Below are 25,589 nucleotides of genomic sequence, written 5' to 3' on the forward strand. Positions count from 1 at the left end.
GGAAGCCGGAGAAAAGTGAGCTGTTCGGCAAAAATGAATTAAAATTGACTCATTTTTGGGCGACTAGTCACAATATTTTTACAGACTGATTACAGTTGGCGGCGAAGGATAAACAAGTCCTATCACCGCAGGAACAAAGCCCGCCGTGGGCGGGCTTGCCAGGCTCAGGCGGCCGGTTGCAGCATCGGTTTGCGGCTCATTTTGCACACCGTGGCGATGGCGGCGATCAGCGCCGGTACGCACAGGAACATCAGGATGCTCTGCACTTCCCACTGCATCGCCAGCAGTTGGGCGCCCATCATGGTGCCGGCGACGCCGCCGAAGCGGCCGATGCCCTGCATCCAGGCGATGCCGGTGGCGCGGCTATGGGTGGGGTAGAAGGTGGCTGCCAGCGTTTGCAGCCCGGACTGCGCGCCGTTCATGGTGACGCCCATCAGGAAGATGAAGGCGCCCAGCAACACGATCTGCTTGTCTTCGGTCGCCATCGCCACGATCAACAGGGCGGTGACGACAAAGCCGCTCGAGACCACCTTGTGCGCATTCCAGCGATCCATCAGCCAGCCGGCCACCAGGATGCCAAGCGTGCCGCCGAAGGTGAACAGCGAGGTGAGCATCGCCGACTGTTCCAGCTGATAGCCCAGCCCCTGCATCAGGATTGGCATCCAGCTCAGCAACACGTAGTAGATCACCAACCCCATGAAGTAGGTCACCCACAGCATCAGCGTACCGAGCAGGTAAGGGCGGCTGAACAGCAGGCCGACGCTGGTCTTGGCCTGCGTCAGCTTCTCTTCGTACAGGTAAAAACGCGTCACGCCGTCAAGGTTCTGGCTGACGAAGCGTTGCGCGATGCGCTTGATCTTCGCCGCATCCTGCCCGCGGTTGACCATATATTTGACCGATTCCGGCAGCAGCAGGATCAGCAAGACCGTCAACGCCAGCGGCGCAATGGCGCCGAGCAACAGCACGCTGTGCCAGCCGTAGCTTGGGATCAGCCACGATGAAATGGCACCGCCGCCGGCCGCGCCCAGCGGAAAGCCGCAGTACATGGTGTTGATCGCCAACGAACGGCAGCGTTGCGGCGCGTATTCGGAGATCAGCGTGATGGCGTTGGGCATCGCCGCTCCCAGCCCGAGGCCGGTGAGGAAGCGCCACAGCGTCAGACTATTGAGCGAGCCGGCGTAGGCGGTGGCCAGGCTCGACAGGCCGAAGAACAAGCAGGAAAACACCAGCACGCGCTTGCGGCCGATGCGGTCGGAGATTGGCCCGGCGATCAGCGCACCGAGCGACAGCCCCAGCAGCGCGGCGCTCAGCACCGGCCCCAGATCCTGTTTGACGATGCCCCAGTCTTTGGCGACCGAGGGGGCGATATAGCCCATGGCGGCGGTATCGAAACCGTCGATGGCGAGGATCAGGAATCCGAGAATGATCAGGGTCCAGTGAAACAGCGAAAACTTGCTGTCGTCGATGGCCTGCTGAATGTTCAACTCGCTGGTGGAATGAGTCATGGCACCCTCTAAACGCAGATGTAGTCGTGATGGATGGAACGCGGCCGAAACTGACGCCCGGCTTGTGTTTGCTTGTATATACATCTGCGCGTCGACGCTTTATGTCAAATATATTTATCTTATGCGTTAAATAAATGTTGTTTTTGCGAAGCAGGTTACACCGTGAATGAAAGATCAGAACCCGTCGAACAAATTAAATAAACGCCATGGGCGGTGAGATATGCTGGTGGCGGCGCGGAGGATAAAATTTAATACAATTTTGGCCGTTTGGTCGCCGGGCCGGAATCTGCGATAATCGCTTTTTACTTTTCCAGATTGAGAAACTGATGCAGTACCCGATCAATGAGATGTTCCAAACCTTGCAGGGCGAAGGCTTTTTCACCGGCGTGCCGGCCATTTTTATCCGCCTGCAGGGCTGCCCGGTAGGGTGCAGTTGGTGCGATACCAAACATACCTGGGAAAAGGAAGCCAATCGGGAAGTCGACCTGCAACGGATCCTGGTCAAAACAGAAGAGAGCGACGCCTGGGGCAATGCCAGCGCCGAGCAGCTGCTGGCGGTGATGCGTCAACAAGGCTACACCGCGCGCCATGTGGTGATCACCGGCGGCGAACCCTGCATCTACGATCTGACGCCGCTGACCGAGCTGTTCGAACAGCATGGTTACGGCTGCCAGATTGAGACCAGCGGTACCCACGACATCCGCTGTTCCGCCAAAACCTGGGTGACGGTTTCGCCCAAGGTGAATATGCGCGGCGGCATGAAGGTGTTGGATCAGGCGCTGCGGCGCGCCGACGAGGTGAAGCATCCGGTGGCGCGCGAGCGCGACATCGAGGCGCTGGACGCGCTGCTGGCGACGCTGCAGGACGACAAGGCACGGATTATTGCGCTGCAGCCGATCAGTCAGAAAGAAGAGGCGACCCGCCTGTGCATCGAAACCTGCATCGCGCGCAACTGGCGGCTGTCGATGCAGACCCACAAGTATCTGAACATCGCCTAAAATCAGGGCGCCTTTGCGGCGCCCTTTCTTTTAACCTTTATATACGCATCCCGCGGTACAGGTCTCTTTCACCATCACCGCAGTCAGTTCCGGCAACTGGGGCTTGAGCTGCTGCCAAATCCAGGCGGCGAGCACTTCGCTGGTGGGATTTTCCAATCCTGGAATATCGTTCAGATAATGGTGATCCAACCGTTCCCAGATCGGGGAAAACACAGCCTTGAGCTCGGCGAAATCCATCACCCAACCGGTGTGGGGGTCCACTTCACCGGTCACTTCCAGACGCACCATAAACGAATGCCCATGCAGGCGGCCGCATTTATGGCCCTCCGGCACGTGCGGCAAACGGTGTGCGGCTTCAAACTGAAAATCTTTAAACAGCGTGGTTGCCATTATTACGGCCTCATTGACTCAAAAACCGCCGCATAGTACCGGAAAGCGCGTCTGCTTGCCATTTATACCGTTATGGTCTAGCGCCGCGGTAACCGCGCCCGGTTAACACTTTTTTTGTTTGGTGTTTGCGGCACCTATCGGCTGGGGTAATGAGCCGAAATGTTGAACGGTGAAAAAACGATGAAAAAAAGCGCTTTAATTTCATCTGGATAAAAAACTTTGTTTAACGGTTTAAGCGTTATCCCTTACCAGAAAAACAGCTTAGTCATTTTGGTTATGATTTATTGCTATCCCTTATTTAATCGTTGCTATTCTGCTCGGTAACCTTACAAACTCTCCTGATCTTTTCCGCACACCCGACGCAGCGAAGAGACAGCGACTGACACTGGCGCGCGCCTGGCAGGAAAGGCGCTAAGTATAGGAATAAGTACAGCAATGACGACTCAGGCTCCTCCAACATCTTTGCTCCCGCTGACGCCCGAACAGCTGGCGCGCCTGCAGGCGACGATCGGTGACTATTCGCCGACGCAGCTGGCGTGGCTGTCCGGCTATTTTTGGGGCATGGTCAATCAACAGCCCGGAGCCGTGGCCATTGCGCCTGTCGCCCCTGCGGCTGCCGCCGGCATCACCATCATTTCCGCTTCGCAGACCGGCAATGCGCGCCGCCTGGCGGAGCAGCTGCGCGACGATCTGCTGGCCGCCAATCTGAGCGCCACGCTGATCAGCGCCGGCGACTACAAGTTCAAGCAGATAGCCCAAGAGCGCCTGCTGGTGATCGTCGCCTCGACGCAGGGGGAGGGCGAACCGGCGGAAGAAGCGGTGGCGCTGCATAAATTCCTGTTCTCGAAGAAGGCGCCGAAGCTGAATGATACCGCTTTTGCGGTGTTCGGGCTGGGCGACACCTCTTATGAGAATTTCTGCCAGTCTGGTAAGGATTTCGACGGCAAGCTGGCCGAGCTGGGCGCCGAGCGCCTGGTGGAGCGCGTGGACGCCGACGTGGAGTACCAGGAACTGGCCGCTGCCTGGCGCAAACAGGTGGTATCGGTGCTGAAGGCGCGCGCGCCGGCGGAAAGCGCCGCGCCGGGCGTGTTGGCCAGCGGCGCGGTCGATCTGATCGACAGCAGCCCGTACAGCAAGGAACAGCCGCTCACCGCCCAACTGGCGGTCAATCAGAAAATTACCGGCCGCGCGTCGGATAAAGACGTGCGCCATATCGAGATCGATCTGGGCGACTCCGGCCTGCGCTATCAGCCGGGCGATGCGCTCGGCGTATGGTTCGACAACGATCCGGCGCTGGTGGACGAACTGGTGCAGCTGTTGTGGCTGAAAGGCGACGAGCCGGTCGAGGTGGAAGGGCAAACCCTGCCGCTGGCGCAGGCGCTGCGCAGCCATTTCGAGCTGACGCAGAACACCACGCCGATCGTCGATAAATACGCCGCGCTGTCGCGCGACGAAACGTTGATCGGCCTGTTGGCGGATAAAGCCGCGCTGCAGCACTATGCGCACAACACGCCGATCGTTGACATGGTGCGTCAGGCGCCGGCGGACCTGAGCGCCGAACAGCTGGTCGGTCTGCTGCGCCCGCTGACGCCGCGCCTGTACTCCATCGCCTCTTCGCAGGCGGAGAACGAAAGCGAAGTGCACATCACCGTGGGCGTGGTGCGTTACGACATCGACGGGCGCGCCCGCAGCGGCGGCGCCTCCGGCTTCCTGGCGGATCGCCTGGAGGAGGACGGCGACGTGCGGGTGTTTATCGAACACAACGACAACTTCCGCCTGCCGGCCAATCCGGAAGCGCCGGTGATCATGATCGGCCCGGGCACCGGCATCGCGCCGTTCCGTGCCTTTATGCAGCAGCGCGACGCCGACGGCGCCGGCGGCAAGAACTGGCTGTTCTTCGGCAACCCGCACTTCACCGAAGATTTCCTGTATCAGGTCGAATGGCAGCGCTACGTGAAAGACGGCCTGCTGACCCGCATCGATCTGGCCTGGTCCCGCGACCAGCAACATAAAATATACGTACAAGACAAACTGCGCGAACAGGGCGCGGAAGTGTGGCGCTGGATTCAGGAAGGCGCGCACATTTACGTCTGCGGCGATGCCAATCGCATGGCGAAAGACGTGGAAAACACATTACTGGAACTGGTGGCCGAGCACGGTGGCATGGATACCGAGCAGGCGGATGAATTTTTAAGTGAGCTGCGCCTTGAGCGCCGTTATCAGCGAGATGTTTACTGATGAGTGATAAACACCCCGGGCCTTTGGTAGTCGAAGGCAAACTGGCCGATGCGGAGCGCATGAAGAAGGAGAGCCACTTCCTGCGCGGCACCATCGCCGAAGATTTGAACGACGGCCTGACCGGCGGCTTCAACGGCGACAATTTCCTGCTGATCCGTTTTCACGGCATGTATCAGCAGGATGACCGCGATATTCGCGCCGAACGCGCCGAGCAGAAGCTGGAGCCGCGCCACGCCATGATGCTGCGCTGCCGCCTGCCGGGCGGCATCATCAGCCCGCAGCAGTGGCTGGGCATCGACAAGTTCGCGCAGGAGAGCACGCTGTACGGCAGCATTCGCATCACCAACCGCCAGACGTTCCAGTTTCACGGCATTCTGAAAGGCAACGTCAAACCGGTGCACCAGCTGCTGAACCGTCTGGGGTTGGACGCGCTGGCGACCGCCAACGACGTGAACCGCAACGTGCTGTGCACCTCCAACCCGGTGGAGTCCGAGCTGCATCAGGAAGCCTACGAGTGGGCGAAGAAGATCTCCGAACACCTGCTGCCGCGCACCCGCGCCTACGCCGAGGTGTGGCTGGATCAGGAGAAGGTGGCCACTACCGACGAAGAGCCGATTCTGGGGCCGACCTACCTGCCGCGTAAGTTCAAAACCACGGTGGTGATCCCGCCGCAGAACGACGTCGATCTGCACGCCAATGACATGAACTTCGTGGCGATCGCCGAAAATGGCAAGCTGGTAGGCTTCAACCTGCTGGTGGGCGGCGGGCTGTCCATCGAACACGGCAACAAGAAAACCTATGCGCGCCAGGCCAGCGAGTTCGGCTACATTCCGCTCGAACATACGCTGGCGGTCGCGGAGGCCGTGGTGACCACGCAGCGCGACTGGGGCAACCGCACCGATCGCAAGAACGCCAAAACCAAATACACGCTGGAGCGCGTCGGGGTGGACGTTTTCCGCGCCGAAGTGGAAAAGCGCGCCGGCATCACCTTCGCGCCGATCCGGCCGTATGAATTCACCGGCCGCGGCGATCGCATCGGTTGGGTGAAGGGCATCGACGATCAGTGGCACCTGACGTTGTTTATTGAGAACGGCCGCCTGCTGGACTATCCGGGGCGCCCGCTGAAGACCGGCATGGCGGAGATCGCCAAGATCCATAAAGGCGACTTCCGCCTGACGGCGAACCAAAACGTGATCATCGCCGGCGTGCCGGCAAGCGAGAAGACGAAGATCGAGGCCCTGGCGCGCGATCATGGCCTGATCGACGACGGGATCAGCGAGCAACGCAAGAACTCGATGGCCTGCGTATCGTTCCCGACCTGCCCGCTGGCGATGGCGGAGGCCGAGCGCTTCCTGCCTCAGTTCGTCACCAAGGTGGAAGGGATCATGCATCGGCACGGGGTGGGCGACGAGCATATCGTGCTGCGCATCACCGGCTGCCCGAACGGCTGCGGCCGCGCGCTGCTGGCGGAGCTGGGGCTGGTGGGCAAGGCGGTCGGCCGCTATAACCTGCATTTGGGCGGCAATCGCGAAGGCACGCGCATTCCGCGTATGTATCGCGAGAACATCAACGAAGACGAGATCCTGAGCGAGATCGACCTGTTGGTGGGGCGCTGGGCGAAGGAGCGCAACGCCGGCGAAGGCTTCGGCGACTTCACCGTTCGCGCGGGCATCGTCAAACCGGTGCTGGATCCGGCGCGAGATTTCTGGGAGTGAGGTCGGGCGGCCCCTGGGCAGAGGGGCCGCACAGGTAATTTCAAGTAGCAGGAGAGACAACATGGCTGAATTCGATCTGGCGGCGCTGAACGCGTTGCCCAAATCCGGGCAGGCGCTGGCATTGGCGGTGGTCAACGGCCAACTGGAGACCCTCAGCGCCGAACAGCGCGTTGCATGGGCGCTGGAGCATCTGCCCGGCGAGTTCGTACTCTCGTCCAGTTTCGGCATTCAGGCGGCGGTATGTCTGCACCTGGTGACGCGCATCCGGCCGGATATCCCGGTGATCCTGACCGACACCGGTTACCTGTTCCCGGAAACCTACCGCTTTATCGATCAACTGACCGACCAGCTGAAGCTGAATCTGCAGGTGTTCCGCGCCGAACAGTCTCCCGCCTGGCAAGAGGCGCGCTATGGCAAACTGTGGGAACAGGGTGTGGAAGGGATTGAAAAGTACAACCAGATCAACAAGGTTGAGCCGATGAACCGCGCGCTGGAGACGCTGGGGGCGCAGAGCTGGTTCGCCGGCCTGCGGCGCGAGCAGTCCGGCAGCCGCGCCAATCTGCCGGTGCTGGCGGTGCAGCGCGGGGTGTTCAAGATCCTGCCGATCATCGACTGGGACAACCGCAAGATTTACCAGTATCTGACCGAGCACGGGCTGAGCTATCACCCGCTGTGGGAGCAGGGCTACCTGTCGGTAGGCGATACCCACACCACCCAGAAGTGGGAGCCGGGCATGAGCGAGGAAGAGACGCGTTTCTTCGGGCTGAAGCGCGAGTGCGGCCTGCACGAAGGCTAAACGAGGCGAATCACACGACAGGGCTCAGCAATGCTGGGCCCTGTTTTTTTGCGGGCTACTTTTTCTTCTGTGCTTTCGGCGGGTGCGCCTGCGCCAGCTCTTTGATCAGCGGCAGCAGGATCTGCACGCTGTCGCGGCTGCGTTTGTCGATCCGCCCCGGCAGGTAGCGATCCAGGTACTGCAGGTTGTCATACTGCGGGCGGTGCCAGGTGATGCCCTGCGGGAAGTGCGGGCTGACGGCGCGCTGCTGGTAGCCGTCCTTGTCGCCCAGCGACCAGTTGGTGGCCTCCACCGACAGCACCGGGATGCCCGCCGCATCGAATACCTCTTGATCGGAGCAGCAGCCGGTGCCCTTCGGATGCTGTGCGCTGCCCGGATTGCTGGCGGCGGCGATGCCGTAGCGATGGGCGATATCCAGCGCGCGATCGCGGGAGCGTTTCGCCATCTGCGGCGGCGTGTTGCGCCCGGCGTTGAAGTACAGGCGATCGCCGGTGATCAGGCTGTCGAGGTTGATCACCAGCACGGTGTTGCTTTTCTCTTCCGCGCTCATGCGTTGCAGGTAGTTCTGTGCGCCCAGCGAGCCGAGTTCTTCGGCGCTGGTGGCGACGAAGCGCAGGCCGTAGGCGGTGGGGATGCTCTTCAGGCGCTCCGCCAGCTCCAGCATCACGCCGATGCCGGAGGCGTTGTCGTCGACGCCCTGCAGCGTCAGGCCGCCGAGGTTGTTATCCAGATCTTCGTCGCTCTGCGGCGTGTAGGTGTCGAAGTGGGCGACGATCACTATCTGTTTCGGACTGTCGCCGTTGCGGGCGGCGATCACCGAGCTGGCGGTGACGTTGTTCCAGTTCTTCTTGCCGTCTTTACTGGTGTAGAGATAGCGCGTGTTGACGCTGCGAATGTCGCTTTGGTAACCCATCTTGGCGAACTGCTGCTTCAGGTAGTCGGCGGTGAGCAATTCGGCCGGGCTGCCCGCCATGCGGCCGGGGAAATAAGTGGCGATGTGGCGGGTCTGTTCGGCGGCGAAACGGCCCATTGGCGCGTCTTTTGCGGGCTGTGCGGCACAAACGCTGAAGACGCCGCCGAGTGCGAGGGCCAGCAGGCTGGTCTTCAGGTAAAAACGGGAAAACATACCGAAAAATCCTTCTTTGCTATCGGCGCTGCCGATCATTTTTCTGCGGCACCCAGTATGAGACGCCGGGCGGCATTACACAATTTCCCCGTCTCTTAATTTTCGCGCTAACGCGCAAACCGTCGCCGCAGTTATCACCGTTTGCCTCTGGCGTTGCGGCCTATATTCCATAAAGGAACTAATCATTCCTTTTCGTCATTTCAGAGGCTAAATCTCAGCCCGTATAGTCACACTATCTTTCTGTTATATGAAAAGGCTGTTGTGGACTATCTACCAATATTCGCCGACCTGAAACAACGCCCGGTGCTGGTCGTTGGCGGCGGTGACGTGGCTGCGCGCAAAGTCGATCTGCTTCAGCGCGCCGGGGCTGAAATACGGATAGTTGCGCAGTCGCTCTCACCGGAACTGGAACAACAACGTCAGCGAGGGCAATTGCTCTGGCTGGGGAAAACCTTTGACCCGCAACAGCTGGACGACGTGTTTCTGGCGATCGCCGCCACGGACGACAACGCGCTGAACACCGCGGTGTTCGCCGAAGCGGATAAACGCCGGGTGTTGGCCAACGTGGTGGACGACCAGCCGCGCTGCTCGTTCATCTTCCCGTCGATCATCGATCGCTCGCCGCTGGTGGTGGCCGTATCGTCCAGCGGCCAGGCGCCGGTACTGGCGCGGTTGCTGCGCGAAAAGCTGGAGGCGTTGCTGCCCGCCAGTTTGGGGCAGATGGCGCAGGTGGCGGGCCGCTGGCGTGGCCAGGTCAAACAGCGGCTGGCCTCGATCGGCGAGCGTCGCCGTTTCTGGGAGAAAGCCTTCGGCGGCCGTTTCGCCACGCTGGTGGCCAACGGCCAAACGGCGCAGGCGGAGCGGCAGCTGGAGCAGGATTTACACCGCTTCGCCGCAGGCGATGAAGGCGCGCAGGGCGAGATCGCCCTGGTGGGCGCCGGGCCGGGCGACGTGGGGCTGTTGACCCTGCGCGGGCTGCAGGTGATGCAGCAGGCGGACGTAGTGCTGTATGACCACCTGGTCAGCGGCGAGATCCTCGATCTGGTGCGCCGCGACGCCGAGCGCATCTGCGTGGGCAAGCGCGCCGGCGCGCACTCGGTGATCCAGGAAGAGACCAACCGGCTGTTGGTGGAGCTGGCGCAGCAGGGCAAACGCGTGGTGCGCCTCAAGGGCGGCGACCCGTTCATCTTTGGCCGCGGCGGCGAAGAGCTGCAGGTAGCCGCCGCCGCCGGCATTCCGTTCCAGGTGGTGCCGGGCGTCACGGCCGCGGCGGGGGCGACCGCCTACGCCGGCATTCCGCTGACGCACCGCGATCACGCGCAGAGCGTGACCTTTATCACCGGCCACTGCCGCCCCGACGGCGATGGCCTGGACTGGGCCGATCTGGCCCGGGCGCGGCAGACGCTGGCTATCTACATGGGCACCATGAAGGCGGCGGACATCAGCCAACGCCTGATCGCCCACGGCCGCGCTGCCGATACGCCGGTGGCGGTGATCAGCCGCGGCACGCGCGCCGATCAGCAGGTGCAGATCGGTACGTTGGATCAACTGGAACATCTGGCCCACCGGGCGCCGCTGCCGGCGCTGCTGGTGATTGGCGAAGTGGTGGAACTGCACCATCAAATCGCCTGGTTCGGGCATCAATCGCAGACGGAAGGGGCCGCGCGCCCGGCCGTCGTGAATTTGGCATAAGCAAGGCTTTTAAGGACCTGTTATGGACGAAAAACGACTCACTCATTTGCGGCAATTGGAGGCGGAGAGTATCCATATCATCCGTGAAGTCGCCGCTGAATTCACCAACCCGGTGATGCTGTATTCCATCGGTAAAGACTCTTCCGTGATGCTGCATCTGGCGCGCAAGGCGTTCTTCCCCGGCACGCTGCCGTTCCCGCTGCTGCACGTCGATACCGGCTGGAAGTTCCGCGAAATGTACGAATTCCGCGATCGCACCGCGAAGGAGTACGGCTTCGAGCTGCTGGTGCATAAAAACCCGGAAGGGGTGGCGATGGGCATCAACCCGTTCGTGCACGGCAGCGCCAAGCATACCGACATCATGAAGACCGAGGGCCTGAAGCAGGCGTTGAACAAGTACGGTTTCGACGCTGCCTTCGGCGGTGCGCGGCGCGACGAGGAGAAATCGCGCGCCAAAGAGCGCATCTATTCGTTCCGCGATCGCTTCCACCGCTGGGATCCGAAAAACCAGCGGCCGGAGCTGTGGCACAACTACAACGGCCAGATCAACAAAGGGGAGAGCATCCGCGTCTTCCCGTTGTCGAACTGGACCGAGCTGGATATCTGGCAGTACATCTTCCTGGAAAAGATCGACATCGTGCCGCTGTACCTGGCGAAACCTCGCCCGGTGGTGGAGCGCGACGGCATGCTGATGATGGTGGACGACGATCGCATCGATCTGCAGCCGGGTGAAGTGATCAGCCAGCGCATGGTGCGTTTCCGCACCCTGGGGTGCTGGCCGCTGACCGGCGCGGTGGATTCGCAGGCGCAAACCCTGCCGGAGATCATTGAAGAGATGCTGGTCTCCACCACCAGCGAACGCCAGGGGCGGATGATCGACCGCGATCAGTCCGGCTCGATGGAGCTGAAAAAGCGTCAAGGGTATTTCTAAGGAGCCGCCGGATGAACAACGCAATTGCACAACAAATCGCTGACCAGGGCGGCGTCGAATCTTACCTGCACGCGCAGCAGCACAAGAGCCTGCTGCGCTTTCTGACCTGCGGCAGCGTCGATGACGGCAAAAGCACCCTGATCGGCCGCTTGCTGCACGATACCCGCCAGATCTACGAGGATCAGCTGTCGACGCTGCACAGCGACAGCAAACGCATCGGCACCCAGGGCGAGAAGCTCGATCTGGCGCTGCTGGTGGACGGCCTGCAGGCCGAGCGCGAGCAGGGCATCACTATCGACGTGGCCTATCGCTATTTCTCGACCGAAAAACGCAAATTTATCATCGCCGATACCCCGGGACACGAGCAGTACACCCGCAACATGGCCACCGGCGCCTCCACCTGCGATCTGGCGATCCTGTTGATCGACGCGCGCAAAGGGGTGCTGGATCAGACCCGCCGCCACAGTTTTATCGCGACCCTGCTGGGCATTCGCCATCTGGTGGTGGCGGTGAACAAAATGGATCTGGTGGACTACCAGGAAGCGGTGTTCGAGCAGTTCAAACAGGATTACCTGACCTTTGCCCAGCAGCTGCCAGGCGATCTGGATATCAAATTCGTGCCGCTGTCGGCGCTGGACGGCGACAACGTGGCGAGCGAAAGCGCCCATATGCCGTGGTACAGCGGCCCGACGCTGCTGGAAGTGCTGGAGAGCGTGGACGTGGTCAGCGAGCGTGAAAACCAGCCGCTGCGCTTCCCGGTGCAGTACGTCAACCGCCCGAACCTCGATTTTCGCGGCTATGCCGGCACGCTGTCGGCCGGCGTGGTGCGGGTGGGGCAACGGGTCAAGGTGCTGCCTTCCGGCGTGGAATCCAGCGTGGCGCGCATCGTGACCTTCGACGGCGATCTGCAAGAGGCGGTGCCGGGCGAGGCGATTACGCTGGTGCTGAAGGATGAGGTGGACATCAGCCGCGGCGATTTGCTGGTCGACGCCGGCGAAAGCCTGCAGGCGGCGCAGAGCGCGCTGGTGGACGTGGTATGGATGGCGGAGCAGCCGCTGGTGCCGGGCCAGAGTTACGACATCAAGATCGCCGGTAAAAAGACCCGCGCACGCGTGGAGAGCATTTGTCATCAGGTGGAGATCAATACGCTGGCGCAACACCCGGCCGACACCCTGCCGCTTAACGGCATCGGGTTGGTGGAGCTGACGTTCGACGAACCGCTGATGCTGGACAGCTACCAGAGCAACCACGACACCGGCGGGCTGATCTTCATCGATCGCATGAGCAACGTCACGGTAGGCGCCGGTCTGGTGCGCGAAACGCTGCAGGCCACCCCGGCGGCGCACGGCGAGTTCAGCGCCTTCGAGCTGGAGCTGAATGCGCTGGTGCGCAAGCACTTCCCGCACTGGGGCGCACGCGATCTGCTCGGTGGTCGATAAGGTGGCCGCCGAACTGAGGGCGACCGGGCCGGACGATGAGAACGTGGTTTGGCATCCGCACGCCGTGACGCGCGCGGATCGCGAAGCGCGCAACGGCCACCGCGGCGTGGTGCTGTGGTTTACCGGGCTGTCCGGCTCGGGCAAATCCACCGTCGCCGGCGCGCTGGAGCAGGCACTGCACGGGCTCGGCGTCAGCACCTATCTGCTGGACGGCGATAACGTGCGCCACGGCCTGTGCCGCGATCTCGGCTTCTCCGACGAAGATCGCCGCGAAAACATCCGCCGGGTGGGGGAAGTGGCCAAACTGATGGTGGACGCCGGGCTGGTGGTGCTGACCGCGTTCATTTCGCCGCACCGCGCCGAGCGGCAGATGGTGCGCGAGATGCTCGGCGACGATCGCTTTATCGAGGTGTTCGTCGACACGCCGTTGGCGATCTGCGAGGCTCGCGATCCGAAGGGATTGTATAAAAAAGCGCGCGCCGGCGAGCTGCGCAATTTCACCGGCATCGACGCGGTTTACGAGGCGCCGCAGCGGCCTGAAATCCACCTCGATGGCCAACAATTGGTAACAAATTTGATTGCGCAATTGTTAGACGTGTTGCGTGGTCAGGCTATTATCAAACCCTGAATTCAAAAAAAGCGTGTGGCGTTTTTCGCCATGCGCTTTTTACTCTAAGCCGCCGCAGAGCGAGCCGAATAACCAGGGATCACTATGCAAAATGTCACGCCTATCTTGATCGACTCCAAGCAGTCAAAACAGGAGAGAGAGGAGCCTTCTTATTCTTTCCTGGGCGGCGTCAGCGGCTTTGTTTTCTACTGGCTGGCGTTCGCGTTGCCGTTCCTGGTTTACGGTTCCAACACGCTGTTTTTCCTGCTCTATACCTGGCCGTTCTTCCTGGCGCTGATGCCGCTGTCAGTGCTGATCGGCATCACCCTCAGCACGCTGTTGCGCGGCCGTCTGATCCTGACGCTGCTGCTGACCGGCGCCATCGTGCTGTGCCTGTTCTGGCTGGTGTTCAGCTTCTTGACCGGGTGGTGAGAGAGCGGGCGCCGATGCCGGCGCCCGAAGGATTGCAAAGCGGTGCCGAAGGTTACAAAACTTTGCTCAGAAACGCCTGTGTGCGCGGATTGGCCGGATGGCTGAAGATCTGCTGCGGCGCACCTTCCTCCTGAATGATCCCCTGATCGATAAACAGCACCCGATCGGCCACCTCGCGGGCAAAGCCCATCTCATGCGTGACTACCACCATGGTCATGCCCTCGTGGGCCAGCGATTTCATCACCGCCAACACTTCGCCCACCAGCTCCGGATCGAGCGCGGAGGTCGGTTCGTCGAACAGCATGATCTTCGGCTCCATCGCCAGCGCGCGGGCGATGGCCACCCGCTGCTGCTGGCCGCCGGACAGGCTGTTGGGGTAGGCGTCTATCTTGTCGAGCAGCCCGACCTTGTGCAGCAGCTGCTCGGCTTGTGCGATGGCTTCGGCGCGCGGCTGCTTCTTCACGCTCACCGGCGCCATGATGATGTTTTCCAACACCGTCATGTGCGGGAACAGGTTGAAGCGCTGGAACACCATCCCCACGCTTTCACGCATCTTGTTCAGGTCGGTTTTCTGATCGTGGACGGCGAAGCCGTTGACCTCGATCTCGCCGCCGGAGAGCGTCTCCAGCGCGTTGATGCAGCGCAGGAAGGTGCTTTTTCCCGAGCCGGAAGGGCCGATGACGCATACCACTTCGTTGGCGGCGATCCGGCAGGAAATGCCGCGCAGCACGTGGCTCTCGCCGAACTGTTTTTGCAGGTTATGTACGCGAATCACTTTTACCGAACCTCTTTTCCATGTGTTGCACCAACAGTGAGAGCAGGAAGGTGATGACCCAATAGACCAGCGAAATGGTCAGATAGGGCTCCCAGTAGGTGGCGTAGGCGCCGGAGACGGTACGGGCGGCATAGGCCAGATCCGCCAGGCCGATGGCGGAGGCCAGCGACGAATCCTTGACGATGGCGATAGCATTGTTGCCCAGCGGCGGCAGCATGCGGCGGAAGGCCTGCGGCAGGATCACCTGGCGCATGGTCTTGCCGTAGCTCATGCCCAGCGAGCGCGAGGCCTCCATCTGGCCGCGGTCAATCGACTGGATCCCGGCGCGGAAGATCTCCGACACATAGGCGCCGGCGTTGAGCGTGATCGCCACCACGCAGGAAAGAAAGGCACCGTAATCGGCGCGCAGCGCACGGGCGAAATCGACGCTCATCAGGCCGCTGGTGACCAGCAGGCCGTCGCGCGGGTTGATGAACAGCGGCACCAATGCAAAGTGTACCACCATGATCTGCACGAACAGCGGCGTGCCGCGAAAGGCGCTGATGTAAATGCGCACCGGCCACTGAACGCCGTAATGCAGGATGGGTTTCCAGATGCCGTGCGGCGCCTGCGCCAAACGCCCCAGCCCGAGGATCAAGCCCCAGGTGGTGCCCAGCAGTACGCAGATAATGGTGCATTTGATGGTCATCCAGGCGCCTTCCATAAACAGCGGCGCGTATTCCTGGATGATCTCCCAGCGGAAGTTCAAAGGGTATTCCTTCTTGGTGTGCTGAAACGGGGGCGCGCCGACGGCCTGGCGGGCGCCGGCGACAGAGTGTTATTCCGCCGGCAGCGTCGGCACGTTGCTGTCGAACCAGGTTTGGTAGATCTTGGCGTAGGTGCCGTCGGCGACGATCTTCTTCAGGCCGGCGTTGATCTTGTTACGCAGTTCGTCGTTGCCTTTGGCGACCGCGATGCCGAAATACTGGCGCTCAAACTTGGCGTCGGGCACCAGTTTGAAGGCTTTCTCCGGATGGGTCTTGATATAGAACTTGGCCACGCCAACGTCGCCGACCGCCGCGCCGATGCCGTCTTCATACAGCTCCTGCAGCATCAGCGGGGTATTATCGAAGCGCTTGATGGCGGTGCTGTTTTTGCCCAGCACGTCGGACACCACGATATCGCCGGTGCTGGAGTTCACCACGCCGACCTTCAGCGTTTTCAGCGCGGCGATGGAGTCTACCGTCGAGTCTTTCGGCACCACGATGGCCTGCTCGGCCGGGAAGTATGGCGCCGAGAAATCAACCATTTGTTTGCGTTTGTCGGTGATGGTGATGCCGGAAATGATGATGTCGCGATCGCCGGAATTCAAGGTGGCGAAGATCCCCTCCCACGGCGTATTGATCAGTTTGATTTGGAAACCTTCGGCCTTGGCTACCGCTTTGATGATGTCGATGTCGAAACCTTCCAGCTGCTTTTGGCTGTTTTCAAATTCGAACGGCCGATAGGTGCCGCCGGAGCCGACGACGTAGGTAGTTTCAGCCGCCAACGCGGCGGTGGAGAAGGTGGCGGCCAGGCAGGCGCCGATCAGAACTAAACGTTTTAACATCGCGATCCCCGATAATGAAAGGTTATATATTGGAATTATTTATGCACTATGAGTGCATAAAAATAAGCTTCAATGAATGAAAGTACAACCCCTGTATAAGGATTATTCTTTCTATGGTGTTAAATATTCACTTTTTTCGTTGCTGTGGCGTAAGCGATGGGTCAGGAGGCGGCTGTGCAGTGGTTCTTGCTGCATAATGGGTGAAGGGCAGGGTATGCTTCATTGCAAAACGCGTCGCGCGCATCGGGCAAAAGGGGCTTTTTTTGCCGCTTTCGCCGTGGAATTAGTCGATAAACTCGGGAATCCTTCATCCGTATTCTGAATTTGGCGTTGAAATGCCGCTCTCAGTGTGGAGTCCAACGAGAAGTTGTGGGATGATTGGTCGGTTTTTCAGGGGGCGGAGATGGGAAAACTTACGCTGCTATTGCTGGCATTGCTCGGTTGGTTACAGTATTCACTGTGGCTGGGCAAAAATGGTATTCACGATTACGTGCGAGTCAATGAAGACGTTGCGGTCCAGCAGGGCAGCAACGCCAAGTTGAAAGCGCGTAACGATCAGCTGTTTGCCGAAATCGATGATTTGAACGGCGGTCAGGAAGCGATCGAAGAGCGAGCGCGTAATGAGCTGGGCATGATCAAGCCCGGTGAGACTTTCTATCGTCTGGTTCCTGACCAATCCAGACGCAACGCGGCGTCTTCCTCGCAAAATAACGCACAAAAATAACGCATGAATCACTCCGCAGGCACCTTTCCCTCGGTGATTGCCGTCCTGCCCGCTGCCGGTATCGGCAGCCGCATGCAGGCGGAATGCCCGAAGCAATATTTAACCATCGGCCGGCACAGCATCGTCGAGCACGCCATCCACGCCCTGTTGCGTCATCCGCGCATTGAGCGGGTGATCGTGGCGATCGGCCCCGAAGATCGCCAGTTCGAACAGTTGCCGATCGCCCAGGATCCGCGGGTGATCGTCACTGAGGGCGGCAAACAGCGCGCCGATTCGGTGATGGCCGGGCTGAAGCTGGCGGGCGATGCGGACTGGGTACTGGTGCACGACGCCGCGCGCCCCTGCCTGCACGCCGACGATCTCGAGCGCCTGCTGGCGATCACCGCACACAGCAAGGTCGGCGGCATTCTCGCCGCACCGGTGCGCGACACCATGAAACGCGCCGAACCCGGCCGCGAAACCATCGCCCACACCGTCGAACGGCAGGATCTGTGGCATGCGCTGACGCCGCAGCTGTTTCCGCTGCCGCTGCTCAAGCAGTGCCTGCAGCGCGCGCTGGATGAAGGCGCGAACGTCACCGACGAAGCCTCGGCGCTGGAGCATTGCGGCTATCATCCGCTGCTGGTCGCCGGCCGGGCGGACAACATTAAAGTAACGCGGCCGGAGGATTTGGCGCTGGCGGCGTTCTATTTGACTCAGTTGGACAATTAAGGAGCGCATCATGCGTATCGGTCACGGTTTTGACGTACATAAATTCGGCGGCGAAGGCCCGTTAGTGATCGGCGGTGTTCGCATCCCTTACGACAAAGGTTTGTTGGCCCACTCCGACGGTGACGTTGCGCTGCACGCCGCGACTGACGCCTTGCTGGGCGCGGCGGCGCTGGGTGATATCGGCAAGCTGTTCCCCGATACCGATCCGGCCTTCAAGGGCGCCGACAGCCGCGAGCTGCTGCGCGAAGCCTGGAAACGCATCCGCGCCAAAGGGTATCGCCTCGGCAACCTCGATATCACCATCATCGCCCAGGCGCCGAAAATGGCGCCGCACATCCCGCAGATGCGCGTCTTCCTGGCGGAAGATCTGCAGTGCCATATGGATGACGTCAACGTGAAGGCTACCACCACCGAGCAGCTCGGTTTCACCGGGCGCGGCGAGGGCATCGCCTGCGAAGCGGTCGCCTTGCTGATCAAGGAATAATTGCATGGATATGGCGAATCTGACCTGGCTGCATGGCCGGCCGCAGAGCACCGGGGTGTTGAAAGCCAATCCGGAAGATTTCGTGGTGGTGGAAGACCTGGGCTTTGCGCCGGACGGCGAAGGCGAGCACGTGCTGGTGAACATCCGTAAAAACGGCTGCAATACCCAGTTCGTGGCCGACTATTTGGCGCGTTTCGCCGGTATTCATGCCCGTTCCGTCAGCTATGCTGGCTTGAAGGATCGCCACGCGGTGACCGAACAGTGGTTCTGCCTGCACATGCCGGGCAAGGACACGCCGGATTTCTCCCAGTTTGCGCTGGAAGGCTGCGAGGTGCTCTCGTCAGCCCGCCACCTGCGTAAAATGCGCATCGGCAACCTGAAAGGCAACCACTTTACGCTGGTGCTGCGCCAGATTTCCGACCGGCAGGACGTGGAACGCCGTCTGCAGGCCATCGCCGCGCAGGGCGTGCCAAACTATTTCGGCAGCCAACGCTTCGGCCGCGGCGGCAACAACCTGGTGATGGCGCGCCGCTGGGCGAACGACGAAATCCGCGTCAAAGAGCGCAGCAAACGCAGTTTCTACCTGTCCGCCAGCCGCAGCGCGCTGTTCAATCTGATAGCAGGTCGGCGCCTGGCCGAAGGCCTGCAGCGCACCGTGCTGGAGGGGGACGCCCTGCAGCTGAGCGGCCGCGGCAGTTGGTTCGTCGCCAAGGCCGATGAGCTGGAGACGCTGCAACAGCGGCTGGATGCCGGTGAGCTGGTTGTCACCGCGACGTTGCCGGGCGACGGCGGGCCGGGTACTGCCGGCGATGCGTTGGCATTTGAACAACAATGCTTGGCGGAGCAGCCGGAATTGCTTACGCTTTTAAAGCGCGAGCGTGTCGAACCCGCTCGTCGGGCCCTGCTGTTGCAGCCGCAAAATATGCTGTGGAACTGGTGGGATGACGTTACCGTGGAACTGCGCTTCTGGCTGCCGGCAGGCAGCTTCGCCACCAGCGTGGTTCGCGAGATCATGCAGCAGGATGACAGTAATGCGGATATTGCTGAGTAACGATGACGGCGTTAGCGCCCCGGGCATTCAGGTGCTGGCGGCGGCGCTGCGGGAATTTGCCGAGGTGCAGGTCGTGGCGCCGGATCGTAATCGCAGCGGCTCTTCCAATGCCCTGACGCTGGAGTCGCCGCTGCGCACGCAGACGCTGGCCAACGGCGATATTGCGGTGCTGCAGGGGACGCCGACCGACTGTGTCTACCTTGGCGTCAACGCTTTGATGCGCCCGGCGCCGGATATTGTGGTCTCCGGCATCAACGCCGGGCCGAATTTGGGCGACGACGTCATCTATTCCGGCACCGTCGCGGCGGCGATGGAGGGGCGGCATCTGGGGCTGCCCGCGTTGGCGGTGTCGTTGAACGGCCACCAGCACTATGCGACCGCCGCCGTCATTACCTGCCGTATCCTGCGCGCGTTGCAGCGCGAACCGTTGCGTACCGGAAAAATCCTGAATATCAACGTACCGGATCTGCCGCTGGCGGAGATCAAAGGCCTGCGCGTTACCCGCTGCGGCAGCCGCCATCCCGCCGACACGGTTTTCTGCCAGCAGGATCCGCGCGGACAAAATCTCTACTGGATCGGGCCGCCTGGTGATAAATTTGATGCCGGGCCGGATACCGACTTTGCGGCGGTGGAACAAGGCTATGTGGCGATCACGCCGCTGCAGGTGGATTTGACCGCCTACGCGGCGCAGGAAGTCGTGACAACATGGTTAACCAAGGCAGAGGTTAGCGGGGAATGGTGAACAAGCGTATGCAAACATTGCTGACGCAGCTGCGTCAGCAGGGGATCCGGGACGAAAAGCTGCTGCGGGCGATCGAAGCGGTGCCGCGCGAGCGTTTTGTCGACGAAGCGCTGGATCACAAAGCCTACGAAAACACCGCATTGCCGATCGGTTCCGGTCAGACCATTTCTCAGCCTTATATGGTGGCGCGGATGACCGAGCTGCTGAACCTGAAGCCCACCTCAAGGGTGCTGGAGATCGGCACCGGTTCCGGTTATCAAACCGCTATCCTGGCGCATCTGGTGCAACACGTTTGTTCCGTCGAGCGCATCAAGGGGCTGCAGTGGCAGGCCAAGCGCCGGCTGAAGCAGCTCGATCTCCACAATGTTTCTACCCGCCACGGCGACGGCTGGCAGGGCTGGGCGTCGCGCGGCCCGTTCGATGCGATCATCGTCACCGCCGCACCGCCGGAGATCCCGCAGGCGCTGGTGGAGCAGTTGGACGACGGCGGTATTTTGGTGTTGCCGGTGGGCGAGCAGGCCCAAACCCTCAAACGCATTCAGCGTCATGGCAACGATTTCGTTGTCGATGCGGTCGAAGCGGTGCGCTTTGTTCCGCTGGTGAAAGGCGAATTGGCCTAGCGATTGTCTGAATTTTCGACCGTCGGCAAAATCTGTTGCACTTTCATCACGTCCGGATAAGGTTTTCTCGTTCCAATCAGGCTAATTTTCACTAGAATTGGCCTTTCTACGTAGTTGTCTTATGGTGCGGCGACGTCAATGTGGTTAGCATTGGCGCGCGTTTTGATGCTCCGGCGGGAGATGACCTGGCGTTCAGGGATCGGCCGGCGGCGCCTTTACATCGCAGAAACTGGGAAGTGGCAAAAGCTCGGCTACGATGTAAAGGGTATTTTGGATATATCACTGATATTGCTGTCATGGGGGAAGCATGAGCACGGGAAGCCCAATGATTACGTTACGCCGGGTTGCGGTGTGTACGATGGTAAGTTTGTGGTTGGCGGGTTGTACGAATACGGCCTCGACGTCGGCCCCTATCAGCAGCGTGGGCGGCGGCGGTGCCGTTCCATCCGGCAATAATAATGGCGGAGTGCAGCAGGCCAGCCCAGAGGGCCGCATTGTCTATAATCGCAGTTATACCGCCATTCCTAAAGGGAGTTACAGCGGCGGTGAAACTTATACGGTCAAGCGCGGCGACACGCTGTTTTACATCGCCTGGATCACCGGCAATGATTTCCGCGACCTGGCGCAGCGCAACAATATTCCCGAGCCATACAGCCTGAATGTTGGCCAAACCATTCAGCTTGGTAATGGTTCTGCTAACGGCGGCGGCGGCATGCTGGCGACGACAGACGCGACCAAAGGCGGTGTTCCGAAGCCACCTTCCAGCTCCCAGATCCAGACGGCAACGGTTGATTCTCAATCAACTAACGCGTATTCTGAAAACTCGGGTAAACAGAATGTAGGTAAGATGTTACCTGCAGCAGGTGCCGCAGCGGTTGGGACCGCGACTGCGCCTGTTACCGCGCCGGAAGCCGCTCCACCAGTGAGCAGCACCGTCAGCAACAGCGCTCCGGTTAGTACCTGGAGATGGCCGACTGACGGTAAGGTTATTGATAACTTTTCCTCATCAGAAGGTGGGAATAAGGGTGTCGATATCGCCGGTTCCCGTGGGCAGCCTATCTTCGCTACCGCCGATGGTCGTGTAGTGTATGCAGGCAACGCTTTACGGGGTTACGGTAATCTAATCATCATCAAACATAATGATGATTACCTGAGCGCCTACGCTCATAACGACACAATGCTGGTCCGGGAACAACAAGAAGTGAAGGCGGGTCAAAAAATAGCCACCATGGGTAGCACCGGTACCAGTTCAGTACGTTTGCATTTTGAAATTCGTTACAAGGGGAAATCCGTAAACCCGCTGCGTTATCTTCCGCAGCGATAGATTGGGCAGAATACGCTGAGATTCTGCTCGCGGTATCACGGGTAGGAGCAGCATATGAGCCAAAATACGCTGAAAGTTAACGAGTTACATGATGATGCGGATTTCGACGAGAATGGAGCTGAGGCCGAGTCGTTTGATGAAAAAGCGCTGGTAGAAGAAGAGACCAGCGAGAACGATTTAGCGGAAGAAGAGCTGTTGTCTCAAGGCGTTACGCAACGCGTATTGGATGCGACGCAGCTCTATCTGGGTGAGATCGGTTATTCACCTCTGCTGACCGCAGAGGAAGAAGTCTATTTTGCGCGGCGTGCTCTGCGCGGTGACGTGCCGTCCCGCCGCCGCATGATTGAAAGCAACCTGCGGCTGGTGGTGAAAATCGCCCGCCGCTACAGCAACCGCGGTCTGGCGCTGCTGGATTTGATCGAAGAGGGTAACCTCGGTCTGATTCGCGCAGTGGAAAAATTCGACCCGGAACGCGGTTTCCGCTTCTCCACTTACGCAACCTGGTGGATCCGTCAGACGATTGAACGGGCGATCATGAACCAAACCCGTACCATTCGTTTGCCTATCCATATCGTCAAAGAACTGAATGTCTATCTGCGCACCGCGCGCGAGCTTTCCCACAAGCTGGATCATGAACCGAGCGCTGAAGAAATTGCCGAGCAACTCGACAAGCCGGTGGATGACGTCAGCCGCATGCTGCGCCTGAATGAGCGCATCACCTCGGTGGATACGCCGCTGGGCGGGGATTCTGAGAAAGCGCTGCTGGACATTCTGGCCGACGAAAAGGACAACGGGCCTGAAGACACCACGCAAGACGACGATATGAAGCAAAGCATCGTCAAATGGCTGTTCGAACTGAACGCCAAACAGCGTGAAGTGTTGGCGCGTCGTTTCGGCCTACTGGGCTATGAAGCGGCGACGCTGGAAGACGTAGGCCGGGAGATTGGCCTGACGCGCGAGCGCGTCCGTCAGATTCAGGTTGAAGGTCTGCGCCGTCTGCGTGAGATTCTGCAGATGCAGGGCCTGAGCATTGAGGCGCTGTTCCGCGAATAACGCCGGTTGTTGAACCGCATCAAATAAAAACGGTGAGCATGATGCTCACCGTTTTTTTATGCCCGCGTTTGGCGCCAGGTTACACCATATTTTTCAGCCGGTAGATCCATTCCAGCGCCTGGCGTGGCGACAGGGAATCCGGATCAAGCCCCTCCAGGGCTTCTACCGCCGGCGAGGTTTCTTCCTGCAGCAGCGTCATCTGGGTAGCATCGACGCTGCCCGAGGCGGTGTGGCTGGAGATTGACTCCAGCTCGCGCAGCTTCTGACGTGCGCGCTTGATGACGTCGCGCGGCACGCCGGCCAGCGCGGCGACCGCCAGGCCATAGCTTTTGCTGGCGGCACCGTCCTGTACGCTGTGCATGAAGGCGATGGTATCACCATGTTCGAGCGCGTCCAGATGCACGTTGACCACGCCTTCCATTTTCTCCGGCAAGGTCGTCAGCTCGAAGTAGTGGGTGGCGAACAGCGTCATCGCCTTGATGCGGTTGGCCAGGTTTTCGGCGCAGGCCCAAGCCAGCGACAGGCCGTCGTAGGTGGAGGTGCCGCGGCCGATTTCATCCATCAACACCAGGCTGTGCTCGGTGGCGTTGTGCAGGATGTTGGCGGTTTCGGTCATTTCCACCATGAAGGTGGAGCGGCCGGAAGCCAGATCGTCCGCCGCGCCGACGCGGGTGAAGATGCGATCCACCGGGCCGATGGTGGCCTTGGTGGCCGGCACGTAGCTGCCGATGTGTGCCATCAGCACGATCAGCGCCGTTTGCCGCATATAGGTACTTTTACCCCCCATGTTCGGGCCGGTGATGATCAGCATGCGGCGCTGTGGCGACAGGGTGAGCGGGTTGGAGATAAACGGCTCGCTCAGCACCTGCTCAACCACCGGGTGGCGGCCTTCGGTAATGCGGATCCCCGGCTGCTCGCTCATGGTCGGGCAAGCGTAGTTTAGGGTATCGGCGCGCTCGGCCAGGTTGGCCAGCACGTCCAGCTCGGCCAGTGCGGCGGCGCTTTGCTGCAGCTCCGCCAGGTGCGGCAGCAGCAGATCAAACAGCTCGTCGTACAGGCTTTTCTCGATCGCCAGCGCCTTGCCCTTGGAGGTGAGCACTTTGTCTTCGTACTCTTTCAATTCCGGGATGATATAGCGCTCGGCGTTTTTCAGCGTCTGACGGCGCACATAGTGGATCGGCACCAGGTGGCTTTGGCCACGGCTGACCTGAATGTAGTAGCCGTGTACGCCGTTAAAACCGACCTTGAGCGTATCCAGCCCCAGTTTTTCACGCTCGCGGATCTCCAGCCGATCGAGATAATCGCTGGCGCCATCGGCCAGTGCGCGCCACTCGTCCAGTTCGCTGTTGTAACCGGGGGCGATCACGCCGCCGTCGCGTACCAGCACCGGCGGCGACTCAATGACCGCGCGTTCCAGCAGCTCACGCAGATCGTCGAACTGGCCCACCTGCGACAACAGTTGCTGCACGTGTGGGGTATCCACATCTTGCAGCAGCGCGCGGATGTCCGGCAGTTGCTGGAAAGCATGGCGCATGCGCGCCAGATCGCGCGGCCGGGCGGTGCGCAGCGCCAAACGCGCCAAAATTCGCTCCTGATCGCCCACCTGACGCAGCGAAGGCTGCAGATCGGTGAACAGGTCCTGCAATGCGCCGATCGCCTGTTGGCGGGCGGTGAGAACCTTGATATCGCGGGTCGGCATGTGCAGCCAGCGTTTCAGCATACGGCTGCCCATCGGCGTGACCGTGCGATCGAGGATCGCCGCCAGCGTGTTGTCGCTGCCGCCGGACAGGCTCTGCGTCAGCTCCAGATTGCGGCGGGTCGCGGCGTCCATGATGATACCGTCCTGCTGGCGCTCCATGGTGATGCCGCGAATGTGCGGCAGCGAAGTGCGCTGGGTATCTTTGACGTACTGCAGCAGGCAGCCGGCGGCGCGCAGTGCCTGGTGCGCCTGTTCGACGCCGAAACCGGTCAAGTCGCGGGTACCGAATTGCAGGTTGAGCTGCTGACGCGCGGTCTCAAGCTCGAATTCCCACAGCGGGCGGCGGCGCAGGCCGTGGCGCTGTTCGATCAGCGCCATTTGTTCGAAGATTTCCGGGTAGAGCAGCTCGGCTGGATTGGTGCGCTGCAGCTCGGCGGCCATGGTTTCCAGATCCTGCGGCTCGGCGACGCGGAAGCGGCCGGAGCTGACGTCCAGGGTGGCGTAGCCGAAGCCGCGCGCGTCCTGCCAGATTGCCGCCAGCAGGTTATCTTGGCGCTCTTGCAGCAGCGCTTCGTCGGTGATGGTGCCGGGAGTGACGATACGCACCACTTTGCGTTCGACCGGCCCTTTGCTGGTGGCCGGATCGCCGATCTGCTCGCAGAGGGCGACGGACTCGCCGAGCTGCACCAGCTTGGCCAGGTAGTTCTCCACTGCGTGGTGCGGCACGCCGGCCATCGGGATCGGTTCACCCGCCGAGGCGCCGCGTTTGGTCAGCGAGATATCCAGCAGTTGGGAAGCGCGCTTGGCGTCGTCGTAAAACAGCTCGTAGAAGTCGCCCATGCGGTAGAACAGCAGGATTTCAGGATGCTGGGCCTTGAGGCGCAGGTACTGCTGCATCATCGGCGTATGCGAATCGAGTTTATCGGTGCTATTCATGCGATTATTTTTC

24 protein-coding genes are annotated in these 25,589 nt (G+C 60.7%); 17 read left to right on the top strand and 7 right to left on the bottom strand.

The window, feature by feature from the left end:
* Window positions 1-164: 164 nt before the first annotated feature.
* A complete protein-coding gene (locus QDT79_RS08110; RefSeq protein WP_197787320.1) occupies window positions 165-1,505 on the bottom strand; it encodes an MFS transporter in 1,341 nt (446 codons plus the stop codon).
* Window positions 1,506-1,831: 326 nt separating this feature from the next.
* On the opposite strand from QDT79_RS08110, the gene queE reads away from it, so the two are divergent.
* Window positions 1,832-2,503, top strand: a complete 672-nt coding sequence (gene queE / locus QDT79_RS08115) for a 7-carboxy-7-deazaguanine synthase QueE (protein WP_038873559.1) — start codon at window positions 1,832-1,834, stop codon at window positions 2,501-2,503.
* A gap of 30 nt (window positions 2,504-2,533) precedes the next feature.
* Here the strand turns inward: queE and queD are convergent, their stop codons facing one another.
* A complete protein-coding gene (queD, locus tag QDT79_RS08120) occupies window positions 2,534-2,893 on the bottom strand; it encodes a 6-carboxytetrahydropterin synthase QueD (protein WP_004932638.1) in 360 nt (119 codons plus the stop codon).
* Window positions 2,894-3,328: 435 nt separating this feature from the next.
* Here queD and cysJ point away from each other — a divergent pair, with 435 nt between their 5' ends.
* From cysJ to QDT79_RS08135, 3 genes are all read left to right on the top strand, one after another.
* Entirely contained in the window at window positions 3,329-5,131 is a 1,803-nt protein-coding gene (cysJ, locus tag QDT79_RS08125) for an NADPH-dependent assimilatory sulfite reductase flavoprotein subunit (RefSeq protein WP_060422522.1), read from the top strand.
* Complete coding sequence (cysI, locus tag QDT79_RS08130; protein WP_063991378.1) at window positions 5,131-6,846, top strand: assimilatory sulfite reductase (NADPH) hemoprotein subunit; 1,716 nt, start codon at window positions 5,131-5,133, stop codon at window positions 6,844-6,846. The genes cysJ and cysI overlap by 1 nt, the downstream gene beginning before the upstream one ends.
* Window positions 6,847-6,907: 61 nt before the next feature.
* Window positions 6,908-7,642 (top strand): phosphoadenylyl-sulfate reductase, encoded by a 735-nt coding sequence (locus tag QDT79_RS08135; RefSeq protein ID WP_016929052.1) that lies wholly within the window; start codon window positions 6,908-6,910, stop codon window positions 7,640-7,642.
* A gap of 55 nt (window positions 7,643-7,697) precedes the next feature.
* Here QDT79_RS08135 and QDT79_RS08140 read toward each other — a convergent pair whose 3' ends face one another.
* Window positions 7,698-8,768, bottom strand: a complete 1,071-nt coding sequence (locus QDT79_RS08140) for an aminopeptidase (RefSeq protein WP_060422571.1) — start codon at window positions 8,766-8,768, stop codon at window positions 7,698-7,700.
* 261 nt (window positions 8,769-9,029) lie between these two features.
* Here QDT79_RS08140 and cysG point away from each other — a divergent pair, with 261 nt between their 5' ends.
* The 5 genes from cysG (at window position 9,030) to QDT79_RS08165 (ending at window position 13,869) form a co-directional block, all read left to right on the top strand.
* On the top strand, window positions 9,030-10,460 hold the full coding sequence (gene cysG / locus QDT79_RS08145; protein WP_308316377.1) for a siroheme synthase CysG: 1,431 nt from the start codon (window positions 9,030-9,032) through the stop codon (window positions 10,458-10,460).
* 22 nt (window positions 10,461-10,482) lie between these two features.
* Complete coding sequence (cysD, locus tag QDT79_RS08150; protein WP_063991376.1) at window positions 10,483-11,391, top strand: sulfate adenylyltransferase subunit CysD; 909 nt, start codon at window positions 10,483-10,485, stop codon at window positions 11,389-11,391.
* 11 nt (window positions 11,392-11,402) lie between these two features.
* The gene (gene cysN / locus QDT79_RS08155; RefSeq protein WP_107226776.1) at window positions 11,403-12,830 is read left to right on the top strand and encodes a sulfate adenylyltransferase subunit CysN; all 1,428 of its coding nucleotides are present in this window, start codon (window positions 11,403-11,405) and stop codon (window positions 12,828-12,830) included.
* Complete coding sequence (gene cysC / locus QDT79_RS08160; protein WP_080473437.1) at window positions 12,769-13,458, top strand: adenylyl-sulfate kinase; 690 nt, start codon at window positions 12,769-12,771, stop codon at window positions 13,456-13,458. Before cysN ends, cysC begins: the two co-directional genes overlap by 62 nt.
* 84 nt (window positions 13,459-13,542) lie before the next feature.
* The gene (locus QDT79_RS08165) at window positions 13,543-13,869 is read left to right on the top strand and encodes a DUF3561 family protein (RefSeq protein ID WP_063991373.1); all 327 of its coding nucleotides are present in this window, start codon (window positions 13,543-13,545) and stop codon (window positions 13,867-13,869) included.
* Window positions 13,870-13,921: 52 nt separating this feature from the next.
* Here QDT79_RS08165 and QDT79_RS08170 read toward each other — a convergent pair whose 3' ends face one another.
* The 3 genes from QDT79_RS08170 to QDT79_RS08180 form a co-directional block, all read right to left on the bottom strand.
* A complete protein-coding gene (locus tag QDT79_RS08170) occupies window positions 13,922-14,644 on the bottom strand; it encodes an amino acid ABC transporter ATP-binding protein (protein ID WP_060445929.1) in 723 nt (240 codons plus the stop codon).
* Complete coding sequence (locus QDT79_RS08175) at window positions 14,628-15,347, bottom strand: amino acid ABC transporter permease (RefSeq protein ID WP_042706788.1); 720 nt, start codon at window positions 15,345-15,347, stop codon at window positions 14,628-14,630. The genes QDT79_RS08170 and QDT79_RS08175 overlap by 17 nt, the downstream gene beginning before the upstream one ends.
* Window positions 15,348-15,461: 114 nt before the next feature.
* Window positions 15,462-16,232 carry a basic amino acid ABC transporter substrate-binding protein gene (locus tag QDT79_RS08180; protein WP_308316378.1) on the bottom strand — a complete coding sequence of 257 codons (771 nt, stop codon included), beginning with the start codon at window positions 16,230-16,232 and terminating at the stop codon, window positions 15,462-15,464.
* 403 nt (window positions 16,233-16,635) lie between these two features.
* On the opposite strand from QDT79_RS08180, the gene ftsB reads away from it, so the two are divergent.
* The 8 genes from ftsB to rpoS all read left to right on the top strand — a co-directional run bounded on the left by ftsB (window position 16,636) and on the right by rpoS (window position 22,941).
* Complete coding sequence (gene ftsB, locus QDT79_RS08185) at window positions 16,636-16,956, top strand: cell division protein FtsB (RefSeq protein ID WP_021505314.1); 321 nt, start codon at window positions 16,636-16,638, stop codon at window positions 16,954-16,956.
* A 3-nt stretch (window positions 16,957-16,959) separates the two neighbouring features.
* A complete protein-coding gene (gene ispD, locus QDT79_RS08190; RefSeq protein ID WP_130018508.1) occupies window positions 16,960-17,667 on the top strand; it encodes a 2-C-methyl-D-erythritol 4-phosphate cytidylyltransferase in 708 nt (235 codons plus the stop codon).
* A gap of 10 nt (window positions 17,668-17,677) precedes the next feature.
* The gene (gene ispF / locus QDT79_RS08195) at window positions 17,678-18,151 is read left to right on the top strand and encodes a 2-C-methyl-D-erythritol 2,4-cyclodiphosphate synthase (RefSeq protein ID WP_004932594.1); all 474 of its coding nucleotides are present in this window, start codon (window positions 17,678-17,680) and stop codon (window positions 18,149-18,151) included.
* Window positions 18,152-18,155: 4 nt separating this feature from the next.
* Window positions 18,156-19,202, top strand: a complete 1,047-nt coding sequence (gene truD / locus QDT79_RS08200; protein WP_308316379.1) for a tRNA pseudouridine(13) synthase TruD — start codon at window positions 18,156-18,158, stop codon at window positions 19,200-19,202.
* Window positions 19,183-19,944 carry a 5'/3'-nucleotidase SurE gene (gene surE / locus QDT79_RS08205; protein ID WP_063991368.1) on the top strand — a complete coding sequence of 254 codons (762 nt, stop codon included), beginning with the start codon at window positions 19,183-19,185 and terminating at the stop codon, window positions 19,942-19,944. The genes truD and surE overlap by 20 nt, the downstream gene beginning before the upstream one ends.
* Window positions 19,938-20,564 (top strand): protein-L-isoaspartate(D-aspartate) O-methyltransferase, encoded by a 627-nt coding sequence (locus QDT79_RS08210; RefSeq protein WP_004932585.1) that lies wholly within the window; start codon window positions 19,938-19,940, stop codon window positions 20,562-20,564. Before surE ends, QDT79_RS08210 begins: the two co-directional genes overlap by 7 nt.
* Window positions 20,565-20,889: 325 nt before the next feature.
* Window positions 20,890-21,888 (top strand): murein hydrolase activator NlpD, encoded by a 999-nt coding sequence (gene nlpD, locus QDT79_RS08215; RefSeq protein WP_063991367.1) that lies wholly within the window; start codon window positions 20,890-20,892, stop codon window positions 21,886-21,888.
* A gap of 54 nt (window positions 21,889-21,942) precedes the next feature.
* Window positions 21,943-22,941 carry an RNA polymerase sigma factor RpoS gene (rpoS, locus tag QDT79_RS08220; RefSeq protein ID WP_004932578.1) on the top strand — a complete coding sequence of 333 codons (999 nt, stop codon included), beginning with the start codon at window positions 21,943-21,945 and terminating at the stop codon, window positions 22,939-22,941.
* Window positions 22,942-23,020: 79 nt separating this feature from the next.
* Here rpoS and mutS read toward each other — a convergent pair whose 3' ends face one another.
* Complete coding sequence (gene mutS, locus QDT79_RS08225; protein WP_308316380.1) at window positions 23,021-25,576, bottom strand: DNA mismatch repair protein MutS; 2,556 nt, start codon at window positions 25,574-25,576, stop codon at window positions 23,021-23,023.
* Window positions 25,577-25,589: the final 13 nt, after the last annotated feature.

It is taken from the genome of Serratia marcescens (genome assembly GCF_029846115.1).
Taxonomy (GTDB): Bacteria; Pseudomonadota; Gammaproteobacteria; order Enterobacterales; family Enterobacteriaceae; genus Serratia; species Serratia marcescens_L.